Source organism: Stenotrophomonas sp. PI_27, assembly GCF_027854495.1.
Taxonomy (GTDB): Bacteria; Pseudomonadota; Gammaproteobacteria; order Xanthomonadales; family Xanthomonadaceae; genus Stenotrophomonas; species Stenotrophomonas pavanii.
The window spans coordinates 1-21130 of the sequence record NZ_JAJNOF010000019.1 but is presented as its reverse complement, the minus strand read 5'-3'; the positions used below and the strand labels follow the sequence as shown (position 1 = coordinate 21130).

General features: G+C 68.4%; 17 protein-coding genes and 1 riboswitch. Of the genes, 9 read left to right on the top strand and 8 right to left on the bottom strand.

What is annotated here, in order from left to right:
• Positions 1–197: 197 nt before the first annotated feature.
• Genes LRM18_RS18755 through LRM18_RS18740 form a run of 4 tightly spaced genes read left to right on the top strand, consistent with a single transcriptional unit; the run spans position 198 to position 3531 of the window.
• A complete protein-coding gene (locus LRM18_RS18755; protein ID WP_270955263.1) occupies positions 198–1124 on the top strand; it encodes an alpha/beta hydrolase in 927 nt (308 codons plus the stop codon).
• Positions 1125–1148: 24 nt separating this feature from the next.
• Positions 1149–2195 (top strand): histidine kinase, encoded by a 1047-nt coding sequence (locus tag LRM18_RS18750; RefSeq protein WP_270955262.1) that lies wholly within the window; start codon positions 1149–1151, stop codon positions 2193–2195.
• Positions 2192–2923 (top strand): LytTR family DNA-binding domain-containing protein, encoded by a 732-nt coding sequence (locus tag LRM18_RS18745; protein WP_270955261.1) that lies wholly within the window; start codon positions 2192–2194, stop codon positions 2921–2923. Before LRM18_RS18750 ends, LRM18_RS18745 begins: the two co-directional genes overlap by 4 nt.
• Positions 2924–2973: 50 nt before the next feature.
• Positions 2974–3531, top strand: a complete 558-nt coding sequence (locus LRM18_RS18740) for a DUF3228 family protein (RefSeq protein WP_270955260.1) — start codon at positions 2974–2976, stop codon at positions 3529–3531.
• Positions 3532–3606: 75 nt separating this feature from the next.
• Here the strand turns inward: LRM18_RS18740 and LRM18_RS18735 are convergent, their stop codons facing one another.
• The 3 genes from LRM18_RS18735 to ahcY form a co-directional block, all read right to left on the bottom strand.
• On the bottom strand, positions 3607–4092 hold the full coding sequence (locus LRM18_RS18735) for a hypothetical protein (RefSeq protein ID WP_057494301.1): 486 nt from the start codon (positions 4090–4092) through the stop codon (positions 3607–3609).
• Positions 4092–4565 carry a Cys-tRNA(Pro) deacylase gene (gene ybaK, locus LRM18_RS18730; protein WP_057494302.1) on the bottom strand — a complete coding sequence of 158 codons (474 nt, stop codon included), beginning with the start codon at positions 4563–4565 and terminating at the stop codon, positions 4092–4094. The genes LRM18_RS18735 and ybaK overlap by 1 nt, the downstream gene beginning before the upstream one ends.
• A gap of 175 nt (positions 4566–4740) precedes the next feature.
• Positions 4741–6186: an adenosylhomocysteinase gene (gene ahcY, locus LRM18_RS18725; RefSeq protein ID WP_053462184.1), complete on the bottom strand. Its 1446-nt coding sequence runs from the start codon at positions 6184–6186 to the stop codon at positions 4741–4743.
• Between the two features lie 36 nt (positions 6187–6222).
• Positions 6223–6306, bottom strand: a riboswitch (S-adenosyl-L-homocysteine riboswitch).
• Between the two features lie 120 nt (positions 6307–6426).
• Here ahcY and LRM18_RS18720 point away from each other — a divergent pair.
• Together LRM18_RS18720 and ppc are read left to right on the top strand one after the other, a co-directional pair.
• Positions 6427–8943, top strand: a complete 2517-nt coding sequence (locus tag LRM18_RS18720; RefSeq protein ID WP_270955259.1) for a prolyl oligopeptidase family serine peptidase — start codon at positions 6427–6429, stop codon at positions 8941–8943.
• A gap of 172 nt (positions 8944–9115) precedes the next feature.
• On the top strand, positions 9116–11827 hold the full coding sequence (gene ppc / locus LRM18_RS18715) for a phosphoenolpyruvate carboxylase (RefSeq protein WP_270955258.1): 2712 nt from the start codon (positions 9116–9118) through the stop codon (positions 11825–11827).
• Between the two features lie 87 nt (positions 11828–11914).
• Here the strand turns inward: ppc and LRM18_RS18710 are convergent, their stop codons facing one another.
• Positions 11915–12421, bottom strand: coding sequence for an acyl-CoA thioesterase (locus LRM18_RS18710; protein ID WP_049468190.1), 507 nt, complete (start codon positions 12419–12421; stop codon positions 11915–11917).
• 140 nt (positions 12422–12561) lie between these two features.
• On the bottom strand, positions 12562–13773 hold the full coding sequence (metK, locus tag LRM18_RS18705) for a methionine adenosyltransferase (RefSeq protein WP_005408103.1): 1212 nt from the start codon (positions 13771–13773) through the stop codon (positions 12562–12564).
• Positions 13774–14107: 334 nt separating this feature from the next.
• Here metK and LRM18_RS18700 point away from each other — a divergent pair, with 334 nt between their 5' ends.
• From LRM18_RS18700 to LRM18_RS18690, 3 genes are all read left to right on the top strand, one after another.
• A complete protein-coding gene (locus LRM18_RS18700) occupies positions 14108–15823 on the top strand; it encodes a lysophospholipid acyltransferase family protein (RefSeq protein WP_270955257.1) in 1716 nt (571 codons plus the stop codon).
• Positions 15820–16620 carry a UDP-2,3-diacylglucosamine diphosphatase gene (locus LRM18_RS18695; protein WP_150827554.1) on the top strand — a complete coding sequence of 267 codons (801 nt, stop codon included), beginning with the start codon at positions 15820–15822 and terminating at the stop codon, positions 16618–16620. The genes LRM18_RS18700 and LRM18_RS18695 overlap by 4 nt, the downstream gene beginning before the upstream one ends.
• Before the next feature lie 139 nt (positions 16621–16759).
• Positions 16760–17806: a metal-dependent hydrolase gene (locus tag LRM18_RS18690; protein ID WP_270955256.1), complete on the top strand. Its 1047-nt coding sequence runs from the start codon at positions 16760–16762 to the stop codon at positions 17804–17806.
• A 644-nt stretch (positions 17807–18450) separates the two neighbouring features.
• Here LRM18_RS18690 and LRM18_RS18685 read toward each other — a convergent pair.
• The 3 genes from LRM18_RS18685 to LRM18_RS18675 form a co-directional block, all read right to left on the bottom strand.
• Positions 18451–19278 carry a class I SAM-dependent methyltransferase gene (locus LRM18_RS18685; protein ID WP_005408109.1) on the bottom strand — a complete coding sequence of 276 codons (828 nt, stop codon included), beginning with the start codon at positions 19276–19278 and terminating at the stop codon, positions 18451–18453.
• An 85-nt stretch (positions 19279–19363) separates the two neighbouring features.
• Positions 19364–20359, bottom strand: coding sequence for a tRNA dihydrouridine synthase DusB (gene dusB / locus LRM18_RS18680; RefSeq protein ID WP_057494388.1), 996 nt, complete (start codon positions 20357–20359; stop codon positions 19364–19366).
• A 147-nt stretch (positions 20360–20506) separates the two neighbouring features.
• Positions 20507–20938, bottom strand: a complete 432-nt coding sequence (locus tag LRM18_RS18675; protein ID WP_049468180.1) for a hypothetical protein — start codon at positions 20936–20938, stop codon at positions 20507–20509.
• Positions 20939–21130 lie beyond the last annotated feature (192 nt).

Here is a 21130-nt window from a genome sequence, read left to right as displayed (position 1 = left end):
GGCGGCGGCGGCGGGTGCGGATCAGTATATCGCTTCATCAAGATGAATGTGCGATTGCGGTGTGAGGGCGGCTCGTCCGGGGTACGCGACCGTTCGCGGCGGCGACCGGCCGTCGCTCCGGAATCGCAACCGGCGGCCCCGCGCCGGCGCCACGCTGTTCCCATCCCGGCAGCACCCACCCGACGAAGGAGCAGACGATGAAGATCTTGCTGGCACTCTGGTACGCAATGAACGCCCTGGCCCGACTGGCGATGATCGGCATGGCGATGGCCGTGCTGGGCTCCGGTTCCGCACATGCCGCCACCGGCGCGAGCGCTGGCAAGGTGCAGGTCGAGGTAGTCGGCAAGGGCCGCCCGCTGCTGATGATCCCCGGTCTCAACAGCAGCGCCGAGGTCTGGCGCGGGACCTGCCGGGCCCTCAAGGATGTCCAGTGCCACCTGGTGCAGCTGCCGGGGTTTGCCGGCGCCGCGCCGGCAGACCCGCGGCCGGCGGATTTCCTTCCGGCCATGCGCGACCAGCTGCTGGCCTATGTGCATGACCAGAAGCTGGACCATCCGGCGGTGATCGGCCACAGCCTGGGGGGCCTGTTGGGCCTGCAGATGGCGCAGGCCGAGCCGAAGACGGTCGGTGCGCTGATGGTGGTCGATGCCTTGCCGTTCCTGCCTGCGGCACGCGACCCGCAGGCCACGGCGGCCAGCGTACGGCCAATGGCTGCCCAGCTGCGCAAGGGCATGCTGGCCGCGGACGCAGTGCAATGGCAAGCGCAGTTGAAGGCGGGCCTGCCGGGCATGACCCGCGATCCGCAGCGCCAGGCCGAACTGGGACGCTGGGGCGAAGCCAGCGACCGCCAGACCACGGCCGATGCCATGCATGCGGTCATGACCACCGACCTTCGCGACAGCATTGCGTCGATCACCGCACCGACACTGGTGCTCGGCAGCTGGGCCGGCTACCAGCCGATGGGCGGCACCGAGGAAAGCACCCGCGCCGTCTTCCAGGCCCAGTACGCGAAGCTGCAGGGCGTGCAGATCGCAATGAGCGCGCAGGGTTTCCACTTCCTGATGTGGGATGATCCGCGCTGGCTGCACGGGCAGGTGCAGGCCTTCCTCGACCGCCACCCCTGAGTTTCACCACGCCTCGGAATGGACATGCCGGCTTCCTCCTCGACGGTACGCTTCTGGCTGCTCAATGCACTGGTATGGGCGCTTTATGGCGTCGCGGGACTTGGCTTGCGGCATGCCTACCTCGCCGACGCCGGAAGTGCGGGTGCATTGATCACGGTCGGCCTGGCGCTGACCCTGTTCGCGTGCAGCGGCGGCATCCGCGCCCTGGCCCTGCGCGCCGGCTGGTGGTCGCGCGGGACCGCCGGGCTGCTGCTGCGACTGGCGCTGTCGGTGGGCGCAGGCGCTGCGTTGGCACAGTTGCTGGTGAACATCGCGTTGCACGCAGCGCTGGCCTGGGGATGGGTGGACATCGGTCGCCAGGTGGCCGACTTCAGCCCCAAGGCGCTGCTGCTCTACTGGTACACCACGGCGGTGATGCTGGCACTGTGGACCGCGCTCTGGGCAAGCCTGCACAGCCTTCGCCGCGTACGCGGCGCCGAACTGGCACGCCTGCGCGCCGAAGCCGAACGCAGTGCGCTGGAACGTGACGCATTGCGTGCGCGGCTCAATCCGCACTTCATGTTCAATGCGCTGAACAACCTGCGCGCGCTGATCCTGGAAGATCCCGAGCGTGCGCGCGACATGGTCACGCGGCTGTCGCGCACGCTGCGCCAGGCGCTGGCGCACAACCGCAGCGAGCAGGTGACGTTGGCCGAGGAACTGGCGGTGGTCGACGATTACCTGGCCATCGAGGCGGTCCATTTCGAACAGCGCCTGCAGGTGCGGCAGCAGATCGATGCCGATGCCACGCAGGCGCAGCTGCCGGCGATGGCGTTGCAGTTGCTGGTGGAGAACGCGATCAAGCACGGTATCGCCAGCCGCCCCGGCGGCGGCGAGATACAGATCCGCGCCACGCTGGACAATGACGTGCTGCGGTTGCAGGTGGAGAATCCACGTGCAACCGGCAGCGAACCCGCCCATGGCCATGGCGTCGGCCTGGCCTACCTGCGTGCGCAGCTGGGCACGCGTGGCCGATTCGTGCTGCAGCCGGTCGGTGACCGCATACAGGCCCTGCTGGAGATTCCACAATGAGTGGCATGCTGCGCGTGTTGATCGTGGATGATGCGCGGCTGGCGCGGCAGGAACTGCGTACGCTGTTGTCGGCGCTGCCGTGGGTGCAGTGCGTCGGCGAAGCCGACGACGTGCCCGCCGCACGCGAGGCGATCGCCGCGCTGGCGCCGGACCTGGTGCTGCTGGACGTGCAGATGCCTTCCGGCAGCGGCTTCGAAGTGCTGGAGGGCCTGGAGGCAGTGCCGGCGGTGGTCTTCGTCACCGCCTATGACAGCTACGCGGTGCGCGCGTTCCAGGCCAACGCGCTGGACTATCTGGTGAAGCCGGTGGAGGCACCGCGCCTGTTGGAAGCACTGGAGCGCGCGCGCGAGCGCAACGTAGGGGCGAGCGGGGCGCCGGCACTGCGCAGCACGCTGGCTGCGCAGGACCAGGTGTTCGTGCGCGAGGGCGAACGCTGCTGGTTCGTCGCGGTCTCGGAGATCCGCAGGCTGGTGGTGGACGGCAACTACACGCGGCTGTGGTTCCGCGACCAGAACGCGTTGCTGACCCGCAGCCTGAGCGCGCTGGAGGCTCGCTTGCCGCAGGAGCTGTTCTTCCGTGCCAACCGCAACACGCTGGTCAATCTGCGCCGTATCCGCGGCATAGCGCCCAGCATCGGCGATGGCTACGACCTGACGCTGGAGGATGGCAGCGAGGTGGAGGTGTCGCGGCGGCAGGCGCGGGAGCTGCGCGAGCGGATGGCGCTGTAGGCGCTGCCAGCGGTTACCCTGTGCAGCGGATTCCCAGATCACGCCGCGCCATGTCCATCGTCCTCACCGATTTCGCCCGTCCCCGCCTGTTCCCGCGCGTACCGCGTGGCAACACGATCCAGGACTGCACTGCCGAACAGTTCGAGGCGCACCTCAACGCGCACGCGCCGCTGAAGGTGCTGGACGGCTATGCACCGTTCTGCAAACTGTTCGTCTACGAGAACTGGACCAGCACGCGCTGCCTGACCGTGCCGATCACCGAGGCCAACCGCCATCTGCTGCGCAGTGGTTACGAGGCACGCAATCGCGACGAACTGCCGGTACTGGTGCGCTGGTTCGAGGGCGTGGAGTCGCCGCGTGCGAACTACCTGGTGGTGATCCTGTACAGCGCCGGGCAGCTGGCCAAGGAAGGCTCGCCGATCGAGGCCGAGTGGGGCATCGTCGGTTGCATCTATACCGCCGAACCGGAAGAGGTGCCGATGGCGCCGATCACGATGATGCGCAATGCGCTGGGCGTGGAAGAGGGCGGTTCCGGCGTACCACTGGACCGCGAGGCCTACCGGCGCGCCGTTGCGTTCTGGGAGAACAACGCCAACTGGCGGCCCTGAGCGGCATTGGTCATCCACGCATCGCGTAAATGTACGGGCCGCAGTGAAGCCACGCCATGCGTGGCTGCCTGGCCTTCAGGCAGCTTTCCACTCCCACCACGGGTAGTGGTACTCGCGGTCGATGGCCTGCCAATGCTGGCCGCAGTGCGTGCAGGCAACGATGTGGCAATCGCCCCAACCCTCCTCGGCCGCCTGCAACGCGAGCAGCTGCATCTGTCCTTGTTCGATCAGGCGGCGCGGATCGAAGAACGGGTAGCCGGGATTGAGCGCGCACAGGCAGCCTGCGTGCGCCTGCCAGTAACGCAGCCGTTTCAGGGCCGCCTCCAGATGCGCCTGGTTGCTGATCAGCATGCCGCCGAAAGCGATGCCCTGGCAGCTGCGTTCGATCAGGTCCACATGCGCGGCCAATGCGTCCAGCGACGGTGCACTGAACAGTCGTGCGACGACGCGGGCGGCGTCGGTGATGCGCTCGGCGTCGCGCGACAGCAGGTCCTGCAGCAGCACATCGGCCTGCGCATCGTCCAGCCGCGGTATTGGGCGGGCAGTCCAGGGCCAGCGCATCAGCGTGCCTTGCCGATGGCGGCGAAGTGGCCAGCGGTCAGGCGCAGCAGGTCGGCCGGCGCCAGTTCCACTTCCAGGCCTCGGCGGCCGGCGCTGACGTGCAGCGTGGGCAACGCCTGCGCGCTGGCATCCAGGAACGTGCGCAGGCGCTTCTTCTGCCCCAGTGGGCTGATGCCGCCGACCAGGTAGCCGGTCGCGCGCTGTGCGGCGTCGGCGGCGGCCATCTCGCACTTCTTGCAGCCGGCCGCTTCGGCCAGCGCCTTCAGGTCGAGCTGGCCGGCCACCGGCACGATCGCCACCAGCAGTTCGTGGGCCTCGGTACTGGCCAGCAGAGTCTTGAACACCTGGGCCGGGTCGAGGCCGAGCTTGTCGACGGCTTCGCCGCCATACGATTCGGCGTGGGCGTCGTGCACGTAGCTGCGCACGGTGTGGGCGATCTTCTCGCGCTTGAGCAGGTTGATGGCCGGGGTCATGCAGGCATCGTAGCGTGGCGTAGGGGCGTTGCCTTGACCGAGGCTATTGTTGCCGCTCCGGGTGAGGATGCGCGGTGTCCGGCCGCACGCAAACGCAGAACGGGCGCCCGCAGGCGCCCGTTCCGTTCTTCGCATGCACCGGTAGTGCCGGCCGCTGACCGGCACCCCGTAGGCATCAGTAGCGGTAGTGGTCCGGCTTGAACGGGCCTTCCACCGGCACGCCGATGTAGTCGGCCTGGTCCTGGGTCAGGGTGGTCAGCTTCACGCCGATCTTCTCCAGGTGCAGGCGGGCCACTTCCTCGTCCAGCTTCTTCGGCAGCAGGTAGACCTTCTTCTCGTAGCTGTCCTTGTTCGCCCACAGGTCGATCTGTGCCAGGGTCTGGTTGGCGAAGCTGTTGGACATCACGAAGCTCGGGTGGCCGGTGGCGCAGCCCAGGTTCACCAGGCGGCCTTCGGCCAGCAGGAAGATCGCATTGCCGTTCGGGAAGATGTACTTGTCCACCTGCGGCTTGATGTTGACGTGCTTGATGCCCGGGTAGGACACCAGTGCGTCGACCTGGATCTCGTTGTCGAAGTGGCCGATGTTGCAGACGATGGCCTGGTCCTTCATCGCGCTCAGGTGCTCGATGCGGATGATGTCGCGGTTGCCGGTGGTGGTGACGTACAGGTCGGCACGGCCCAGGGTCGATTCGATGGTGTTGACTTCGTAGCCTTCCATCGCCGCCTGCAGGGCGCAGATCGGGTCGATCTCGGTGACGATCACGCGCGCGCCGTAGGCACGCAGCGAGGCGGCGCAGCCCTTGCCGACGTCGCCATAGCCGCAGACCACGGCCACCTTGCCGGCCAGCATCACGTCCATCGCGCGCTTCAGGCCATCGGCCAGCGACTCGCGGCAGCCGTACAGGTTGTCGAACTTGCTCTTGGTGACCGAGTCGTTGACGTTGATCGCCGGGATCAGCAGGGTGCCGGCCTGGGCCAGCTGGTACAGGCGGTGCACGCCGGTGGTGGTCTCTTCGGAGACGCCCTTCCAGTCCTTGACCACGCGGCCCCAGTAACCCGGGCGCTCCTTGGCCACGCGCTTGAGCAGGTTCTTGATGACCTGTTCTTCGTGCGAGGACGAGGCGGTGTTGACCCAGTCGCTGCCGTTTTCCAGCTCGTAGCCCTTGTGGATCAGCAGGGTCACGTCACCACCGTCGTCCACCACCAGCTCCGGGCCGGTCAGGGTGCCGTCGGCCAGGGTGAAGGTCAGCGCGTCCAGGGTGCAGTCCCAGTACTCCTCCAGGGTCTCGCCCTTCCAGGCGAACACCGGGGTGCCGGTGGCGGCAATGGCGGCGGCCGCGTGGTCCTGGGTCGAGAAGATGTTGCACGAGGCCCAGCGCACGTCGGCGCCGATGTCCTTCAGGGTCTCGATCAGCACCGCGGTCTGGATGGTCATGTGCAGCGAGCCGGTCACGCGCACGCCCTTCAGCGGCAGCTCGGCCTGGTACTTGCGGCGGATCGACATCAGGCCCGGCATCTCGTGCTCGGCGATGTCCAGTTCCTTGCGGCCCCAGTCGGCCAGCGTGATGTCGCGGATCTTGTAATCACCTTCGGTGGAGAAGGTCTTGGCAACAGCGTTCATTGATGTGCTCCGGTTGTGGGCGAGCGGGTGCTCGCATCTGGCCGGGCGCCGTTGTTACAAAGCCACCTTACCGAGCCTGGCCGGGCCTCGGGGGATCCGGTCGCAGCGCCCCTCGGCAGGGGAGAACCCCCATTATATCGCGGCCTCGGCGTGACATCCGGATGACCCAACCATCGGCAGGTGGGCAAGCGTGCATGGGCTGTTAAGGTCGGTGTTTTCACGCATCACACAGGTGGAACGATGAGCATGCACGCGCGCCGTACGCGGCGCTGGACCGGCCTGGTCCTGTCGATGGGACTGCTGGCAGTGGCCCCGCTGGCCTCGGCGGTGGCGCCGCAGCCTGCTGCAGCGCAGGCCCAGGGCGTCACCGGCTACGAACTGCCCTCGGCGGCGTTGCAGGCGGTGGTCGATGCGCCGCGCGCGCCGTCGCTGTTCCTGTCGCCGCGCCGGGACGTGGCCGCGATGATGCAGATGCCGTCGCTGCCGTCGATCCAGGTGGTGGCGCAACCGGAGTTGAAGCTGGCCGGCCTGCGCATCAACCCGCGCACGTTCTCCGACAGCCGCTTCAGCTTCGGCGAGAAGCTGTGGCTGATGAACGTGGCCGATGGCAAGGAACGGCCGATCAGCGGCCTGCCGGCCACGCTGTCGATCGCCAGCCTGATGTGGTCGCCGGACCAGAAGTGGCTCGCTTTCAACCAGGTCGACGCCACCAGCGGCGCCAACGAACTGTGGCTGGTGGACGTGGCCGCCGGCAGCGCCCGCCGCCTGGTTGCGGGCTTGAACACTGTCATCGGCAGTGGCTACCAGTGGTTGCCGGACAGTCGGGGGCTGGTGGTGTTCACCCGCCCGGCGAACCTGGGGCCCGCCCCGGCCGCCGACGGCATCCCGACCGGCCCGGCCGTGCAGCAGACCCGCCAGGACGGCGGCGTCGTGTCGATCCGGACCTACCAGGACCTGCTGAAGAACGAAGCCGATGCGCGCCAGTTCGACTACTACGCCACCACCCAGCCGGTGGAAGTCAGCCTGGACGGGCGCACCCGCGCGATCGGTGCGGCCGGCATCTTCATGGGCTTCTCGGTGTCGCCCGATGGCCGCTTCGTGCTGCGCCAGCCGGTGCAGCGCCCGTATTCCTATGTGGTGCCGGTGAGCAGCTTCCCGCGCCGCATCGAAGTGATCGACCGCGCCAGCGGCACGCTGGTGCACACCGTGGCGGTGCGGCCGCTGGTGGAAGGCCTGCCGACCGGCAACGATGCCGAAGTGACCGGCGTGCGCGACATCAGCTGGCGGGGGGATGCCGATGCCACCCTGGTCTGGGCCGAAGCGCAGGATGGTGGCGACCCGAACAGGGACGCCAAGGTGCGCGACGCGGTGCTGATGCAGGCCGCGCCGTTCGACAAGCCGCCGGTGACGCTGGCCCAGCTGGGCAGCCGCCTGGCCGGCATCAGCTGGGGCCGCGGTGACCTGGCCGTGCTGACCGAATCGTGGTGGAAGACCCGCAGGACCAAGACCTGGCTGATCGCCCCGGACACTGCCAGCGCCGAACCGCGCCTGCTGTGGGATCGCGATGCGCAGGACCGCTACGCCGATCCGGGCCGGCCGCTGCTGGCCAGCGACGAGCGCGGCCGTTCGCTGCTGCAGACCAGCCCCGATGGCGGCAGCCTGTACCTGGCCGGCGCCGGCGCGTCGCCCGAAGGCGACCGTCCGTTCGTGGATCGCTTCGACCTCGCCACGGGCAAGGCAACGCGCCTGTTCCACTCGCAGGCGCCGAGCTATTCGCTGCCGGTGGCATTGCTGGACAACCAGGGCAGCTCGTTGCTGCTGAGCCGTGAGAGCCCGGACGAGCCGGCCAATTTCTTCGTGCAGTCGCTGGCCGATGCCAGCGCCGCGCCGCGCGCACTGACCCACTTTGCCCATCCGCTGCCGCAGCTGAAGGGCGTGCAGAAGGAGCAGATCCGCTACAAGCGCAAGGACGGCGTCGACCTGACCGCGACCCTGCTGCTGCCGCCGGGCTACGACCCCAGGCGCGATGGTCCGCGCCCGCTGCTGATGTGGGCCTATCCGGGCGAGTTCAAGAGCGCGGCCGCGGCCAGCCAGGTCACCGATTCGCCGTACCGCTTCAATGCGATCAGTTACTGGGGCCCGCAGGCGTTCCTGGCCAAGGGCTACGTGGTGCTGGCCAGTCCGTCGATGCCGATCATCGGCGAGGGCGACAAGGAGCCGAACGATACCTATATCGAACAGCTGGTCGCCAACGCGCAGGCCGCGGTGGATGAGGTGGTGCGCCGTGGCGTGACCGATCGCGATCACATCGCCATTGGCGGCCACTCCTACGGTGCGTTCATGACGGCCAACCTGCTGGCACACACCCGCCTGTTCAAGGCCGGCATCGCACGCAGCGGCGCCTACAACCGCACGCTCACGCCGTTCGGCTTCCAGGCCGAGGAGCGCAACTACTGGCAGGCACAGGACGTCTACCAGAAGATGGCGCCGTTCAACTACGCCGACAGGATCAAGGATCCGATCCTGTTCATCCACGGCGTGGACGACAACAACTCCGGCACGTTCCCGATCCAGAGCGAGCGCATGTTCGCCGCGGTGAAGGGCCTGGGTGGCACCGCGCGGCTGGTGATGCTGCCCAACGAATCGCATGCCTACCGCGCACGCGAATCGATCATGACCATGCTGGCCGAGAGCGAGCGCTGGCTGGAGCAGACCATCGGCCCGGCCGCGCAGGGCACGGCGAAGAAGAAGCGCTGACGGGACCGGGTAGTGCCGGCCGCTGGCCGGCAACCTCATGGACCCACGCCGCCTGAGGTTGCCGGCCGGCGGCCGGCACTACCAGATGAAACCATTTTTGCATCGCAGCACGACGCCCGATCTGGGATAGGCTTGGGGTCTGGATCCGTTGACCGAGGCCTGTGCGTCGCCGATGAACGAGTACCGCAGCAGCATCGAGTTTGCTTCTCCCGATCTTCCGCTTCGCGATGACGTGCGCCGGCTCGGCGCACTGGTCGGCGACCTGCTGGTCGAACAGGTATCGGCCGCGTTCCTCGATGATGTCGAGGACGTGCGCACCCGCGCCATCGCCCGCCGCGAGAACCAGGCGCCGCTGTCGGAGCTGGCCGAAGGGCTGGCCGGGCGCACGCCGCAGCAGGCCGAAACCATGGTGCGGGCGTTCAGCACCTACTTCCAGGTGGTCAACATCGCCGAGCGCGTGCATCGCATCCGCCGCCGCCGCGATTACCAGCGCGCGGGCACCACCGCGCCGCAGCCCGATGGCCTGCAGGATGCGCTGCAGCACCTGAAGGCGCAGGGCGTGACGCTGGACGAACTGGCGCAGTGGCTGCCGCGCATCGACATCGAGCCGGTGTTCACCGCGCACCCGACCGAAGCCGTGCGCCGCGCGCTGCTGGAAAAAGAGCAGCTGATGGTGGCCAGCCTGGTCGACAACCTCGACGGCCAGCGCACGCCGGGGGAAGCCGCCGCCGATGCCGCGCGCTTCCGCATGGCGCTGACCGCTTCGTGGCAGACCACCGACTCCTCGCCGGTGCGGCCCACCGTCGACGACGAGCGCGAGCACGTCGGCTTCTACCTGGTGCAGGTGCTGTACCGGGTGATTCCGGTGCTGTACGAATCGCTGCAGCAGGCGCTGCGTGATACCTACGGCGAGGAACTGCCGCTGCCGCGCCTGCTGCGCTTCGGTACCTGGGTGGGCGGCGACATGGACGGCAACCCGAACGTGGACGCGCACACCATCCGCAACACGCTGGATGCGCAGCGGCAGGCAGTGCTGGGGCGCTACCAGAAGGAACTGCTGCAGCTGGCCAGCCTGCTCAGCCAGTCCACCGAGCGGGTGGGCGTGAGCGAGGCGCTGCAGGCGCGTGTGGCGCACTACCAGCAGCTGCTGCCGCAGGTGCAGTCGCGGCCGCGCCATGCGGACATGCCGTACCGCCTGCTCAACGACCGCATGCGCGCACGCCTGCAGGCTACGCTGGAGGATGGCGAAGGCGCCTATGCCGGTCCCGACGAACTGATCGACGACGTACAGCTGATCCTGGACAGCCTACGCGCGAACCGCGGTGAACATGCCGGTGGCTTCGCTGTGCAACGCCTGCTGTGGCGGGTGAAGACCTTCGGCTTCCATCTGGCACGGCTGGACGTGCGCCAGGAATCGAGCGTGCATGCGCGCGCGCTGGCCGCAGTGCTGGGCGGCGACGCGGCGTGGGAGGATCTGGATGCCTTGGGCCGCGCGCGCCTGCTGGCCCCGCATGCCAGCGGTGAGGCCCCGTTGCCGAAGGGCGACGACGAAGGCAACCGGCGCCTGGACGCGGTGTTCGCCGCACTGGCTGATGCGCGTGCGCGCCACGGTGGTGACGCGCTGGGCAGCTACATCATCTCGATGGCACACGACCGCAGCGACGTGCTGGCGGTGTTGGCGCTGGCGCGCCGTGGCGGGCTGGTGGAAGGCAATGGATCAGTCCCGCTGGACATCGCGCCGCTGTTCGAGACGGTGGACGACCTCAAGCGCGGCACGGCGACCCTGCGTGACCTGCTGGCCGATCCGGTGTACCGCGCTCACCTGCGTGCGCGCGAGGACGTGCAGATGGTGATGCTCGGCTATTCGGACAGCAGCAAGGACGGTGGCATCGCCGCCTCGCGCTGGGGCCTGCAACGTGCGCAGGTGGAACTGCTGGAGGTGGCAGCCGAGGCGGGCATCCGCCTGACCTTCTTCCATGGCCGTGGCGGCTCGATCAGCCGCGGTGGCGGCAAGACCACGCATGCGGTCGATGCGTCGCCGCGCGGCAGCATCGATGGCCGCCTGCGGGTGACCGAGCAGGGCGAGGTGATCCACCGTAAGTACGGCATCCGTGCGCTGGCGCTGCGGTCGCTGGAACAGGCCACCGGTGCGGTGCTGCGCGCCAGCCTGCGCCCGCGTGCCGCCGAACCCCGCGAGGACGACTGGCGGCCGGTGATGGACGCGGTCGCCTCTGCCAGCAGCGAGGTGTATCGCGCCTTCGTTGGCCAGGCCGGTTTCATGGATTACTTCCGTACCGCCACGCCGATCGACGTGATCGAGCGGATGACGCTGGGCTCGCGGCCGTCGCGTCGGCTCGGCCAGGATGCCGCGCTGGGCAACCTGCGTGCGATTCCGTGGGTGTTCGCCTGGAGCCAGGCGCGTGCCGTCATTCCCGGCTGGTACGGCGTGGGCAGCGGCCTGCAGGCGGCGGTCGATGCCGGCCACGAACAGACCCTGCGCGACATGGCGCGAGACTGGCCGTTTTTCCGCACCTTCCTGGACGACATCGCGATGGTGCTGTCCAAGGGCGATATCACCATCGCCGAGCAGTTCTCGCGGTTGTCGGGCGACCTGCACGGCCGGTTCTTCCCGCAGGTGCAGCGCGAACTGGAACTCACCCGGCACTGGCTGCTGGCGTTGATGGGCCAGCAGACGCTGCTGGACCACGATGCGCGTCTGGCATTGTCGATCCGCCTGCGCAATCCCTACGTCGACCCGATCAGCGTGCTGCAGGTCGACCTGCTGCAGCGCTGGCGGGCCAGCGGGCGCGAGGATGACGATCTGCTGCGCGCGCTGGTGGCGTGCGTGAACGGCGTTTCGCAGGGCGTGCAGAACACCGGTTGAGGTGTCGCGGTAGTGCCGGCCGCTGGCCGGCAACCTCATGATGTTTGGCGGCACGCACGAGGTTGCCGGCCAGCGGCCGGCACTACCTCATTCTTCCGGCGACGGCGGATTCGATGCCAGCAGTTCCAGATGGCGCTGCTCCATTTCCTGGCGCAGCTGGCGGCGGATCTGTGCTGCGGCCTGGCGGCGTTTTTCGTCGGACGTTGCCGGCTGCAAGGACGGGACGGGCGTCGGCCGGCCTTCCTCATCCACCGCCACCATGGTGAAGAAGCAGCTGTTGGCGTGGCGCACGCTGCGTTTGAGGATGTCCTCGGCCACCACCTTGATGCCGATCTCCATCGACGAGGTGCCGGTGTAATTCACCGAGGCCAGGAAGGTGACCAGCTCGCCCACCGCGATGGGCTGGCGGAACATCACCTGGTCCACCGACAGGGTGACCACGTAGCTGCCGGCGTAACGGCTGGCGCAGGCGTAGGCGACCTGGTCGAGCAGCCGCAGGATGGCACCGCCGTGGACCTTGCCGGAGAAATTGGCCATCTCCGGCGACATCAGCACGGTCATGGACAGCTGGTGGGTTTTCAGTTCGGTCGACATGGGGCGATTGTATCGGCAACCGGGTAGGGCCGGCCGCTGGCCGGCAACCGCGCGATTGTTTCCGGAGGCCATGAAAAAGCCGGCCAGCGGCCGGCTCTACCAGAAAAGAGAAGGGCCGCTTGCGCGGCCCTTCGTCTGTCTTACTTCAGCTTCGCATCGGCGCGCAGGGCGGCGGCGCGGTCGGTCTTCTCCCAGGAGAAGGCCGTGGCGTTGACGGTCTCGCCTTCGCCGTTGAGGTAGCTGAACTCCTTCGGCTTGCGGCCGAAGTGGCCATAGGCCGCGGTCTGCTGGTACATCGGGTGGATCAGGTCCAGCATCTTGATGATGCCGTACGGGCGCAGATCGAAGTGCTTGCGGATCAGCTTCTCGATCTTGTCGTCGCTGATCTTGCCGGTGCCGAAGGTGGTGACCGAGATCGAGGTCGGCTCAGCCACGCCGATGGCGTAGGAGACCTGCACTTCGCAACGGTCGGCCAGGCCGGCGGCGACCACGTTCTTGGCGACGTAGCGGGCCGCGTAGGCCGCCGAACGGTCGACCTTGGACGGGTCCTTGCCGGAGAATGCGCCACCACCGTGACGGGCCCAGCCGCCGTAGGTGTCGACGATGATCTTGCGGCCGGTCAGGCCGCAGTCGCCCACCGGGCCGCCGATCTCGAACTTGCCGGTCGGGTTGATGTGGAACTTGGTGCCCTTGTGCAGCCACTTGGCCGGCAGCACCGGCTTGATGATCTCTTCGCGGACGGCCTCGATGAGGTCCTTCTGCTTGATGCCCGGGGCGTGCTGGGTCGACAGGACCACGGCGTCGATGGCCGAGACCACGCCGTTCTCATAGCGCAGGGTGACCTGGCTCTTGGCGTCCGGGCGCAGCCACGACAGCGGCGAGTTCTTCTTCTTGCGGATCTTGGCCTGCTGCTCGACCAGGCGGTGCGACAGGTGGATCGCGGCCGGCATGTAGCTGTCGGTCTCGTTGGTGGCATAGCCGAACATCAGGCCCTGGTCGCCCGCGCCCATTTCTTCCGGCTTCTTGCGGTCCACGCCCTGGGCGATGTGCGGCGACTGCTTGCCGATCAGGTTCAGCACGCCGCAGGTGGCGCCGTCGAAGCCGACGTCGGAGCTGTCATAGCCGATGTCCGTGATGACCTTGCGGGTCAGCGCTTCCAGGTCGATCCAGGCGCTGGTGGTGATTTCACCGGCCACGATGGCAACGCCGGTCTTGACCATGGTCTCGCAGGCCACGCGGGCGCGCTGGTCCTGGGTCAGGATCGCGTCCAGCACCGCATCGGAGATCTGGTCGGCAACCTTGTCCGGATGGCCTTCGGAGACCGACTCGGAGGTGAAGAGATAGCTGGACATCAGGCGTAATATCCCTTGATTCGGATGGAAAGATGGGCGCGCATGATACACGGGGTGCGCCGCCTGTGCATTGTGAACCTGTACCGGTTGCCGGTGGTTAAGCCCGTGTCGGCCTGCAGGGCCTGTCCCAGCGGGATTGGGCCCCGGGCGCGGGGCCCAGTGTTCCACCAGCGTGACAGCGGGGCGGGGGCTGCCGGGGCCGGCCGCGCAGGTCGCGGGTCCGTCGGCAGGGTGGGGCAGGCGTCATCGTTCTGCCCCGAAACCGCCATCTGGCTGCCGCCTGGCGGGCGCAGGCTGTCGGCCAATCCGGCCGCCGGGCATCCGTGGATCCGCCATGCAGGAACTCGAACAGCGCCTCCAGCAACGTTTCCCCGACTGGTTCCACGGCCGTCGCGGCCAACTGGCGCGGCCGTTGCTGCGCAGCGTCGGCCGCTGGTCGCGGCTGGACCAGATCGAAGCCTTCCTGCAGCGCAGTGCGGGATTGCGCGGCTTCGGCTTCGTCGCCGCCGGCCTGGAATTCATCGGTGGCCAGTACCAGGTGGATCCGGCCGCGCTGGCCAGGATTCCGGCCACCGGCCGCCTGTTGATCGTCGCCAATCACCCTTCCGGAGCCCTGGATGCGCTGGCGCTGCTGGACGCGGTCGGCCGTATACGCCGCGACGTGCGGATCGTGGCCAATGACCTGCTGGGGGCGATCGCACCGCTGCAGGATCTGCTGCTGCCGGTGCGCATTCTCGGCGGCAAGGCGCAGCGCGGCAGCCTGCATGCGGTGGAGCAGGCGTTGGCCGCCGAGCAGTGCGTGATCGTGTTCCCGGCCGGCGAGGTCTCGCGCCTGTCGCTGCGCGGCATCCGCGATGGCCGCTGGCAGCGCGGGTTCGTCCGCTTTGCCCGCGCCGCCGGGGCACCGGTGCTGCCGGTACGGGTGGAGGCGCGCAACTCGGCGCTGTTCTACGGCGCCTCGACCCTGTTCAAGCCGGCCGGTACCGCGCTGCTGGCACGTGAGATGTTCACCCGTCGTGGCCGCCCGCTGCGGCTGAGCATCGGCGAGCCGATGCAGCTGGGCAAGGGCGGTGACCCGGGCGCGCAGCTGCTGGCCGTGCGCCGTGCGCTTTACGCGCTGGGCCGCAACGGCGCGGCCGACCCTGCCGCTGCGTTCACCGGTCCCGAGCCGTTGGCGGCGCCGGTGCCGCCTTCGCGGGTCGCCGCCGGCATTGCCGCAGCGACCCAGCTGGGCCAGACCGCCGATGGCAAGCAGATCCTGCTGGCCACCTGCCCCGCCGGTTCCCCGCTGCTGCTGGAGCTGGGCCGCCTGCGCGAGCTGACATTCCGCCTGGTCGGCGAGGGCACCGGGCGCAGCCGCGACCTGGACGACTACGACCCACGGTACGAGCACATCGTGATCTGGGACGCGGCCGCGCAGCGCATCGCCGGTGCCTACCGGATCATGCGCGGTGCGCAGGCCCTGGCCCGGCACGGCCTGTCCGGGCTCTACAGCGCGTCCCTGTTCCGCTATTCCGACGATGCGATCACCCACATCGCCGAGGGCCTGGAACTGGGCCGCAGCTTCGTGGTGCCCGACTACTGGGGCAGCCGCAGCCTGGATTACCTGTGGCAGGGCATCGGCGCCTACCTGCAGTGCCGGCCCGGCATCCGCTACCTGTTCGGCGCCGTGTCGATCAGCGCGGCGCTGCCGCGCGAGGCACGCGAGCAGCTGGTGGCGTACTACCAGCGCTACTACAGCGGCATTGCCGGCCTGGCCGAATCGAACCGTCCGTTCCAGTACTTCGCCGCGCCGCCCAGTTTCGGCGAGCTGGATGCAGGCGCAGCCTTCGATGTGCTCAAGGCCAACCTGGCCGCGCTCGGCACCGGCGTGCCGACGCTGTACCGGCAGTACACCGATCTGTGCGAACCCGGCGGCGCACGTTTCCTTGCGTTCGGCGTCGACCCGGACTTCAGCGATTCGATCGACGGCCTGATCGAAGTGGACCTGTGCGCGATCCGGCCAAACAAGCGCAAACGCTACCTGCGCGACGCGGGGACGCCGGCATGAGCACGCTGGCGAACCTGTCGCCGCACCGGCGCGCAGTGTTCGTCTCCGACGTGCACCTGGGTTCACGTCATTGCCATGCCACCGAGCTGGCACGGTTCCTGTCGCAGCTGCGCTGCGAACGGCTGTACCTGGTCGGCGACATCATCGACCTGTGGTGGATGGCGCATCGCCGCGCCCACTGGCGGCAGTCGCACAGCGACGTCATCCAGGCCCTGCACGCGCTGCGCCGTGCCGGTACCGAGATCATCTATATTCCCGGCAACCACGACGCATCGCTGCGCCACGTCTGCGGGGTGATGCTGCCGGCCATGCAGGTGCGCCGCCGCGCCATCCACGTGACCGCCGATGGCCGCCGGTTGCTGGTCGCGCACGGCGACGAGTACGACGGCGTGACCCACTTCGGCGGCCTGCAGGAAAAGTTCGGCGACTGGCTGTACTACCGCATCCTGACCGGCAACCAGGCCTTGAATGCAGTGCGGCGGCGGCTGGGCATGCGCTACTGGTCGCTGTCGGAGTTCCTGAAGAAGCGCAGCGGCGCCGCTGAACGCTACATCGAGCGCTTCGTGCAGGCCGGGCTGGACGACGTGCGCCGGCGTGGCCTGGACGGCATCGTCTGTGGCCACATCCATCGTGCCGCACTGCTCGAACGCGATGGCCTAGTCTATGCCAACGATGGTGACTGGGTGGAGAGCCTGACCGCACTGGCCGAAGACCATGATGGCGCGCTGCGCCTGCTGGACCACAACGGCCAGACCCTGGCGGAACTGCCAGGCGCGCGCTTGTCGCAGGCAGCATGACCCGTTTCCGTAGCGTCGACTGTCGCGCGTAGCGCGCGGTTTCCGCAACCTGACGGAAGAGCAGTCGACTGGCAGTCGACTCTACAGAGGCGGTGTTCGGGAGTGAGACGGCGCGCCCGCAAGCGGCTAGCATCAGGCCATGGATTCATTGACCCAGATCGTGCTCGGCGGCGCCGTCGCTGCTGCCATCGCTCCGCCCGGCCATCGCCGCGCGGCCCTGCTGGCCGGTGCCGCGCTTGGCACCCTGCCGGACCTCGACGCCCTGTGGCTCGGCTTCACCGCCGCCGACCCGGTGGTGAACATGATCGAGCACCGCAGCTTCAGCCATTCGCTGCTGGTGCTGCCCTGGGTGGCGGCGCTGGTCTGGTGGCTGTTCAAACGCTTCGGCAACGGCCGTGTCGCGCAGTCACCGGTGCGCTGGTTCTGGGCGATCCAGCTGGCGCTGGTCACCCATCCGCTTTTGGATGCGTTCACCGTGTATGGCACGCAGCTGTGGTGGCCGTTGCGGCCACATCCGACCATGGGTTCCAGTGTCTTCATCATCGACCCGGGTTACACGGTGTGGCTGCTGCTGGGCTGCGTGCTGGCCTGGTTTGGCCGCGCCCGGCCGTGGGTGGGCAAGGTGCTGGGCGTGGCGCTGCTGATCAGCAGTGGCTACCTGGGCTGGGGCCTGATCGCCAAGGCACAGGTCGACCGTGCCGCACAGCAGAGCCTGGCCGCGATGGGCCTGGGCGATGCGCCGCGCTTCTCGGTGCCGATGCCGTTCAACACCCTGCTGTGGCGGGTGGTGGCGATGACGCCCAACGGCTACGTGGTGGGTGATCGCTCGCTGGTGGCCGACCACGGGCCGATGCGGTTCGAAGGCCATGCGTCCAACGTGCAGGCCTTGCGCGAAGCGGGAGACATCCCGGCGGTGCAGCAGCTGCAGTGGTTCAACCGTGGCTTCATGCGTGCACGGGTGGTGGACGGCCGGCTGGTGCTGAGTGACCTGCGCATGGGCCTGGAGCCGGACTACACCTTCAACTTCGTCGTGGCCGAGCAGGCCGACGGGCAGTGGCGGGCGATCGTTCCCGAGCAGGTGCGGATGGATTACCGCAGCCCGGCCGCGCGCGCCGACGCCGGTCGCCGGCTGGCCGCGATGTGGCAGCGGATCTGGCATGCGCCCGTAGCCGGTGCCGTTGAGTAGATCCACGCCATGCGTGGATGAAGGGACATCGACGGTGGCAGCCACGCATGGCATGGCTCTACTGCGTCGATCAGCGCCCGCAGCCGGTGCCGTTGAGTAGATCCACGCCATGCGTGGATGAAGGGACATCGGCGGTGGCAGCCACGCATGGCGTGGCTCTACTGCGTCGATCAGCGCCCGCAGCCGGTGGCGTTGAGTAGATCCACGCCATGCGTGGATGAAGGGACATCGGCGGTGGCAGCCACGCATGGCGTGGCTCTACTGCGTCGTTCAGCGCCCGCAGCCGGCGCCGTTGGGTAGATCCACGCCATGCGTGGATGAAGGGACATCGGCGGTGGCAGCCACGCATGGCGTAGCTCCACTGCGTCGATCAGCACCCGCAGCCGGCGCCGTTGAGTAGATCCACGCCATGCGTGGATGAAGGGACATCGGCGGTGGCAGCCACGCATGGCGTGACTCTACTGCGTCGATCAGCGCCCGCAGCCGGTGCCGTTGAGTAGATCCACGCCATGCGTGGATGAAGGGACATCGGCGGTGGCAGCCACGCATGGCGTAGCTCTACTGCGTCGATCAGCGCCCGCAGCCGGCGCCGTTGAGTAGATCCACGCCATGCGTGGATGCGGGACCATTAGTGCCGCGTCGGCTCAATACACCGTGGCGCGGCCCTGCACGAACGAATAGAAGAACACCGCATTGGGGTCGTTCTGCACCAGGCGGAACTCGCGGCGCATGCCTTCCACGGTTTCCTCGTCCACCGAGCCGGCCTGCAGCAGCTGGTCCGCCGCCGACAGCAGCAGTTGTTCCCAGAACGCGATCATCGTCTTGCGACGCGCCGGTTCGCGGTTGTCCAGGTGGATGGTCTTGATCTCGGTGTGCACGTCGCGGAAGCCGCCGGCCAGCAGCAGGTTGCCCAGCTTGGCGCCGACGAACGGGTCGCCGCCGTGGTCGTACTGGAAGTCGTTGAAGGCCATCCAGTAGCGCCAGATGTGCGGCGAGTACGGGTCGAGCAGGAACGAGGCATTCATCACCTCGGTGATGTAGACCGGCGAACCCGGTGCCAGCACGCGGCGCACTTCGCTCAGCACCCGCGCTGGTGAAGGCACGTGTTCCAGCACCCAGCACAGGAACGCCGCGTCGAAGCTGCGTGCCTCGAACGGCAGCTCGCCGGCGTCGGCCTGCTGCAGGGTGTAGCGGTCGCTGCACCACGGCGTGCGCGCCAGGTTCTCGCGCGCGGTGGCCAGCTGCGTTTCGCTCAGGTCCACGCCGGTCACGTGCAGCTCGGGGAAGCGGCGCAGCAGGATCTCGGTCTGCGCACCGACGCCACTGCCGACTTCCAGCAGGCGCCGCGCGCCGCTGTAGTCGATCTGGCCGAAGATGCTCGATTCCAGCAGCCGGGCCTGGGTCATCAGGCGCTGCTGTTCGGTGCCGGAAAATCCGTGCAGGTAAGTCGGGGAGGAAATCGGCGGGGTCATGGGGCGGGCTCTTGTAGCGTCGAGCATGCTCGACGGCTCTGGAAATTCTGTCGGGCAAGCTCGACTCGACGGCGTGGCAGTACGCTCAGGCAGCAGATGACAACGCCGGTTCCCCGGCGATCAGGCGGTCGAAGTATTCGGTGGTCAGAGCGATCTGGCTCTGCGGGTCTTCGGCGCGGTTGACCACTGCGCGGAAGGCGGCATTTTCCGGCCGGTCCTTGGCATACCAGCCCAGGTGCTTGCGTGCGATGCGCACGCCCTGCGGCTCGCCGTAGAACGCGTGCAGGGCATGCAGGTGGCCGAGCAGGATGTCGCGCACTTCCGCCAACGACGGCGGTGGCAGTTCCTCGCCGGTGGCCAGGTAGTGCGCGACTTCGCGGAAGATCCATGGCCGGCCCTGCGCGGAGCGGCCGATCATCACTGCATCCACCCCGGTCTGCTGCAGCACGTAGGCCGCCTTCTGCGGCGAATCGATATCGCCGTTGGCGATCACCGGAATGCGCAGCGCGGCCTTGATCTCGCCGATGGTGGCGTACTCGGCCTGGCCGGTGTAATGCTGGTCGCGGGTGCGGCCATGCACGGCCAGCGCGGCGATGCCGCTGGCCTCGGCGATGCGCGCGATCAGCGGGCCATTGCGATGGTCGCAGTCCCAACCGGTGCGGATCTTCAGCGTGACCGGCACGTCCACTGCGTTGACCACGGCTTCGAGGATGCGCGCCACCAGCTGCTCGTCGCGCATCAGCGCCGAGCCCGCCCACGCGTTGCACACCTTCTTGGCCGGGCAGCCCATGTTGATGTCGATGATCTGCGCGCCATGGTCCACGTTGTAGCGGGCCGCGTCGGCCAGCTGCTGCGGCTCGGTACCGGCGATCTGCACGCTGATCGGCGCCGGCTCGCCGTCATGGTCCATGCGGTGGATCGACTTGCGCGTGGTCCAGAAGCGCGGGTCGCTGATGGTCATTTCCGAGGCGGCCAGCCCCGCGCCCAGCCGTTTGCACAGCAGGCGGAAGGGCTTGTCGGTGACGCCGGCCATGGGCGCCAGCACGACGTTGGGGGCAATGGTGTACGGGCCGATCTGCATGCGCCCATTGTAGGGCGCAAGCGGCGGCCCGACCGTGCCGGGCGCGGTCCGGTTCAGGCCGATCGGCACCGACCTCATGCCGTACCGGCATCAGCAGATGCTTGACGGTTGCTTCCGTCGCCCCAAGGGCCGCGCGATGGTGGGCGGCTAACCCAGGCGCTGCCAGGCCTGGTGGGCGCCCAGGGTGAAGGCCAGGCCCAGGCCCAGGCAGGCCAGCGAGCTGACCACCCAGAAGCGCACGCCGTTGTAGCCGGGGCGGAACAGTGCCAGGCCGAAGCCCATCGTGGCGCGCAGCAGCAGCAAGGCACCGATGGCGGGCAGAACCCAGCGGCTAGCCGGCAGCGGCGAATGCCAGCCCGCGGCGGCCAGTGCGTACAGCGTCCAGGCCACCAGCATGGCCGTAATGCCGGCGGTCATCAGCGGCGGCCACCAGTGCCCGGCGTGTGCCAGCCGGACCACGCGCGGGCCGGCGCCGAAGTACCTGTACCACGCGGCGCCGAAGGCGATGCAGCCGATGTGCAGCAGGGCCGCGATGGCACTGCCGGCGGCCGCGACCAGCAACCAGGGGAATCCGTCCATGTCCTGCCCGTGCAAGGAAGCTGCGCCGATGGTGGGCGCAGGCCAGGGGACCGGCAATGCGACCGGCGGTCGCAGGAGCGGGGGATGGGCAAAAGAAAGGCCCGGGTGCCTGCGCCCCCGGGCCGTCTCATCCACGCGTGGGGTGGATCTTATCTCTTGCCGATCTGGCACCTTGGGTGCCGAGAGCCCGGC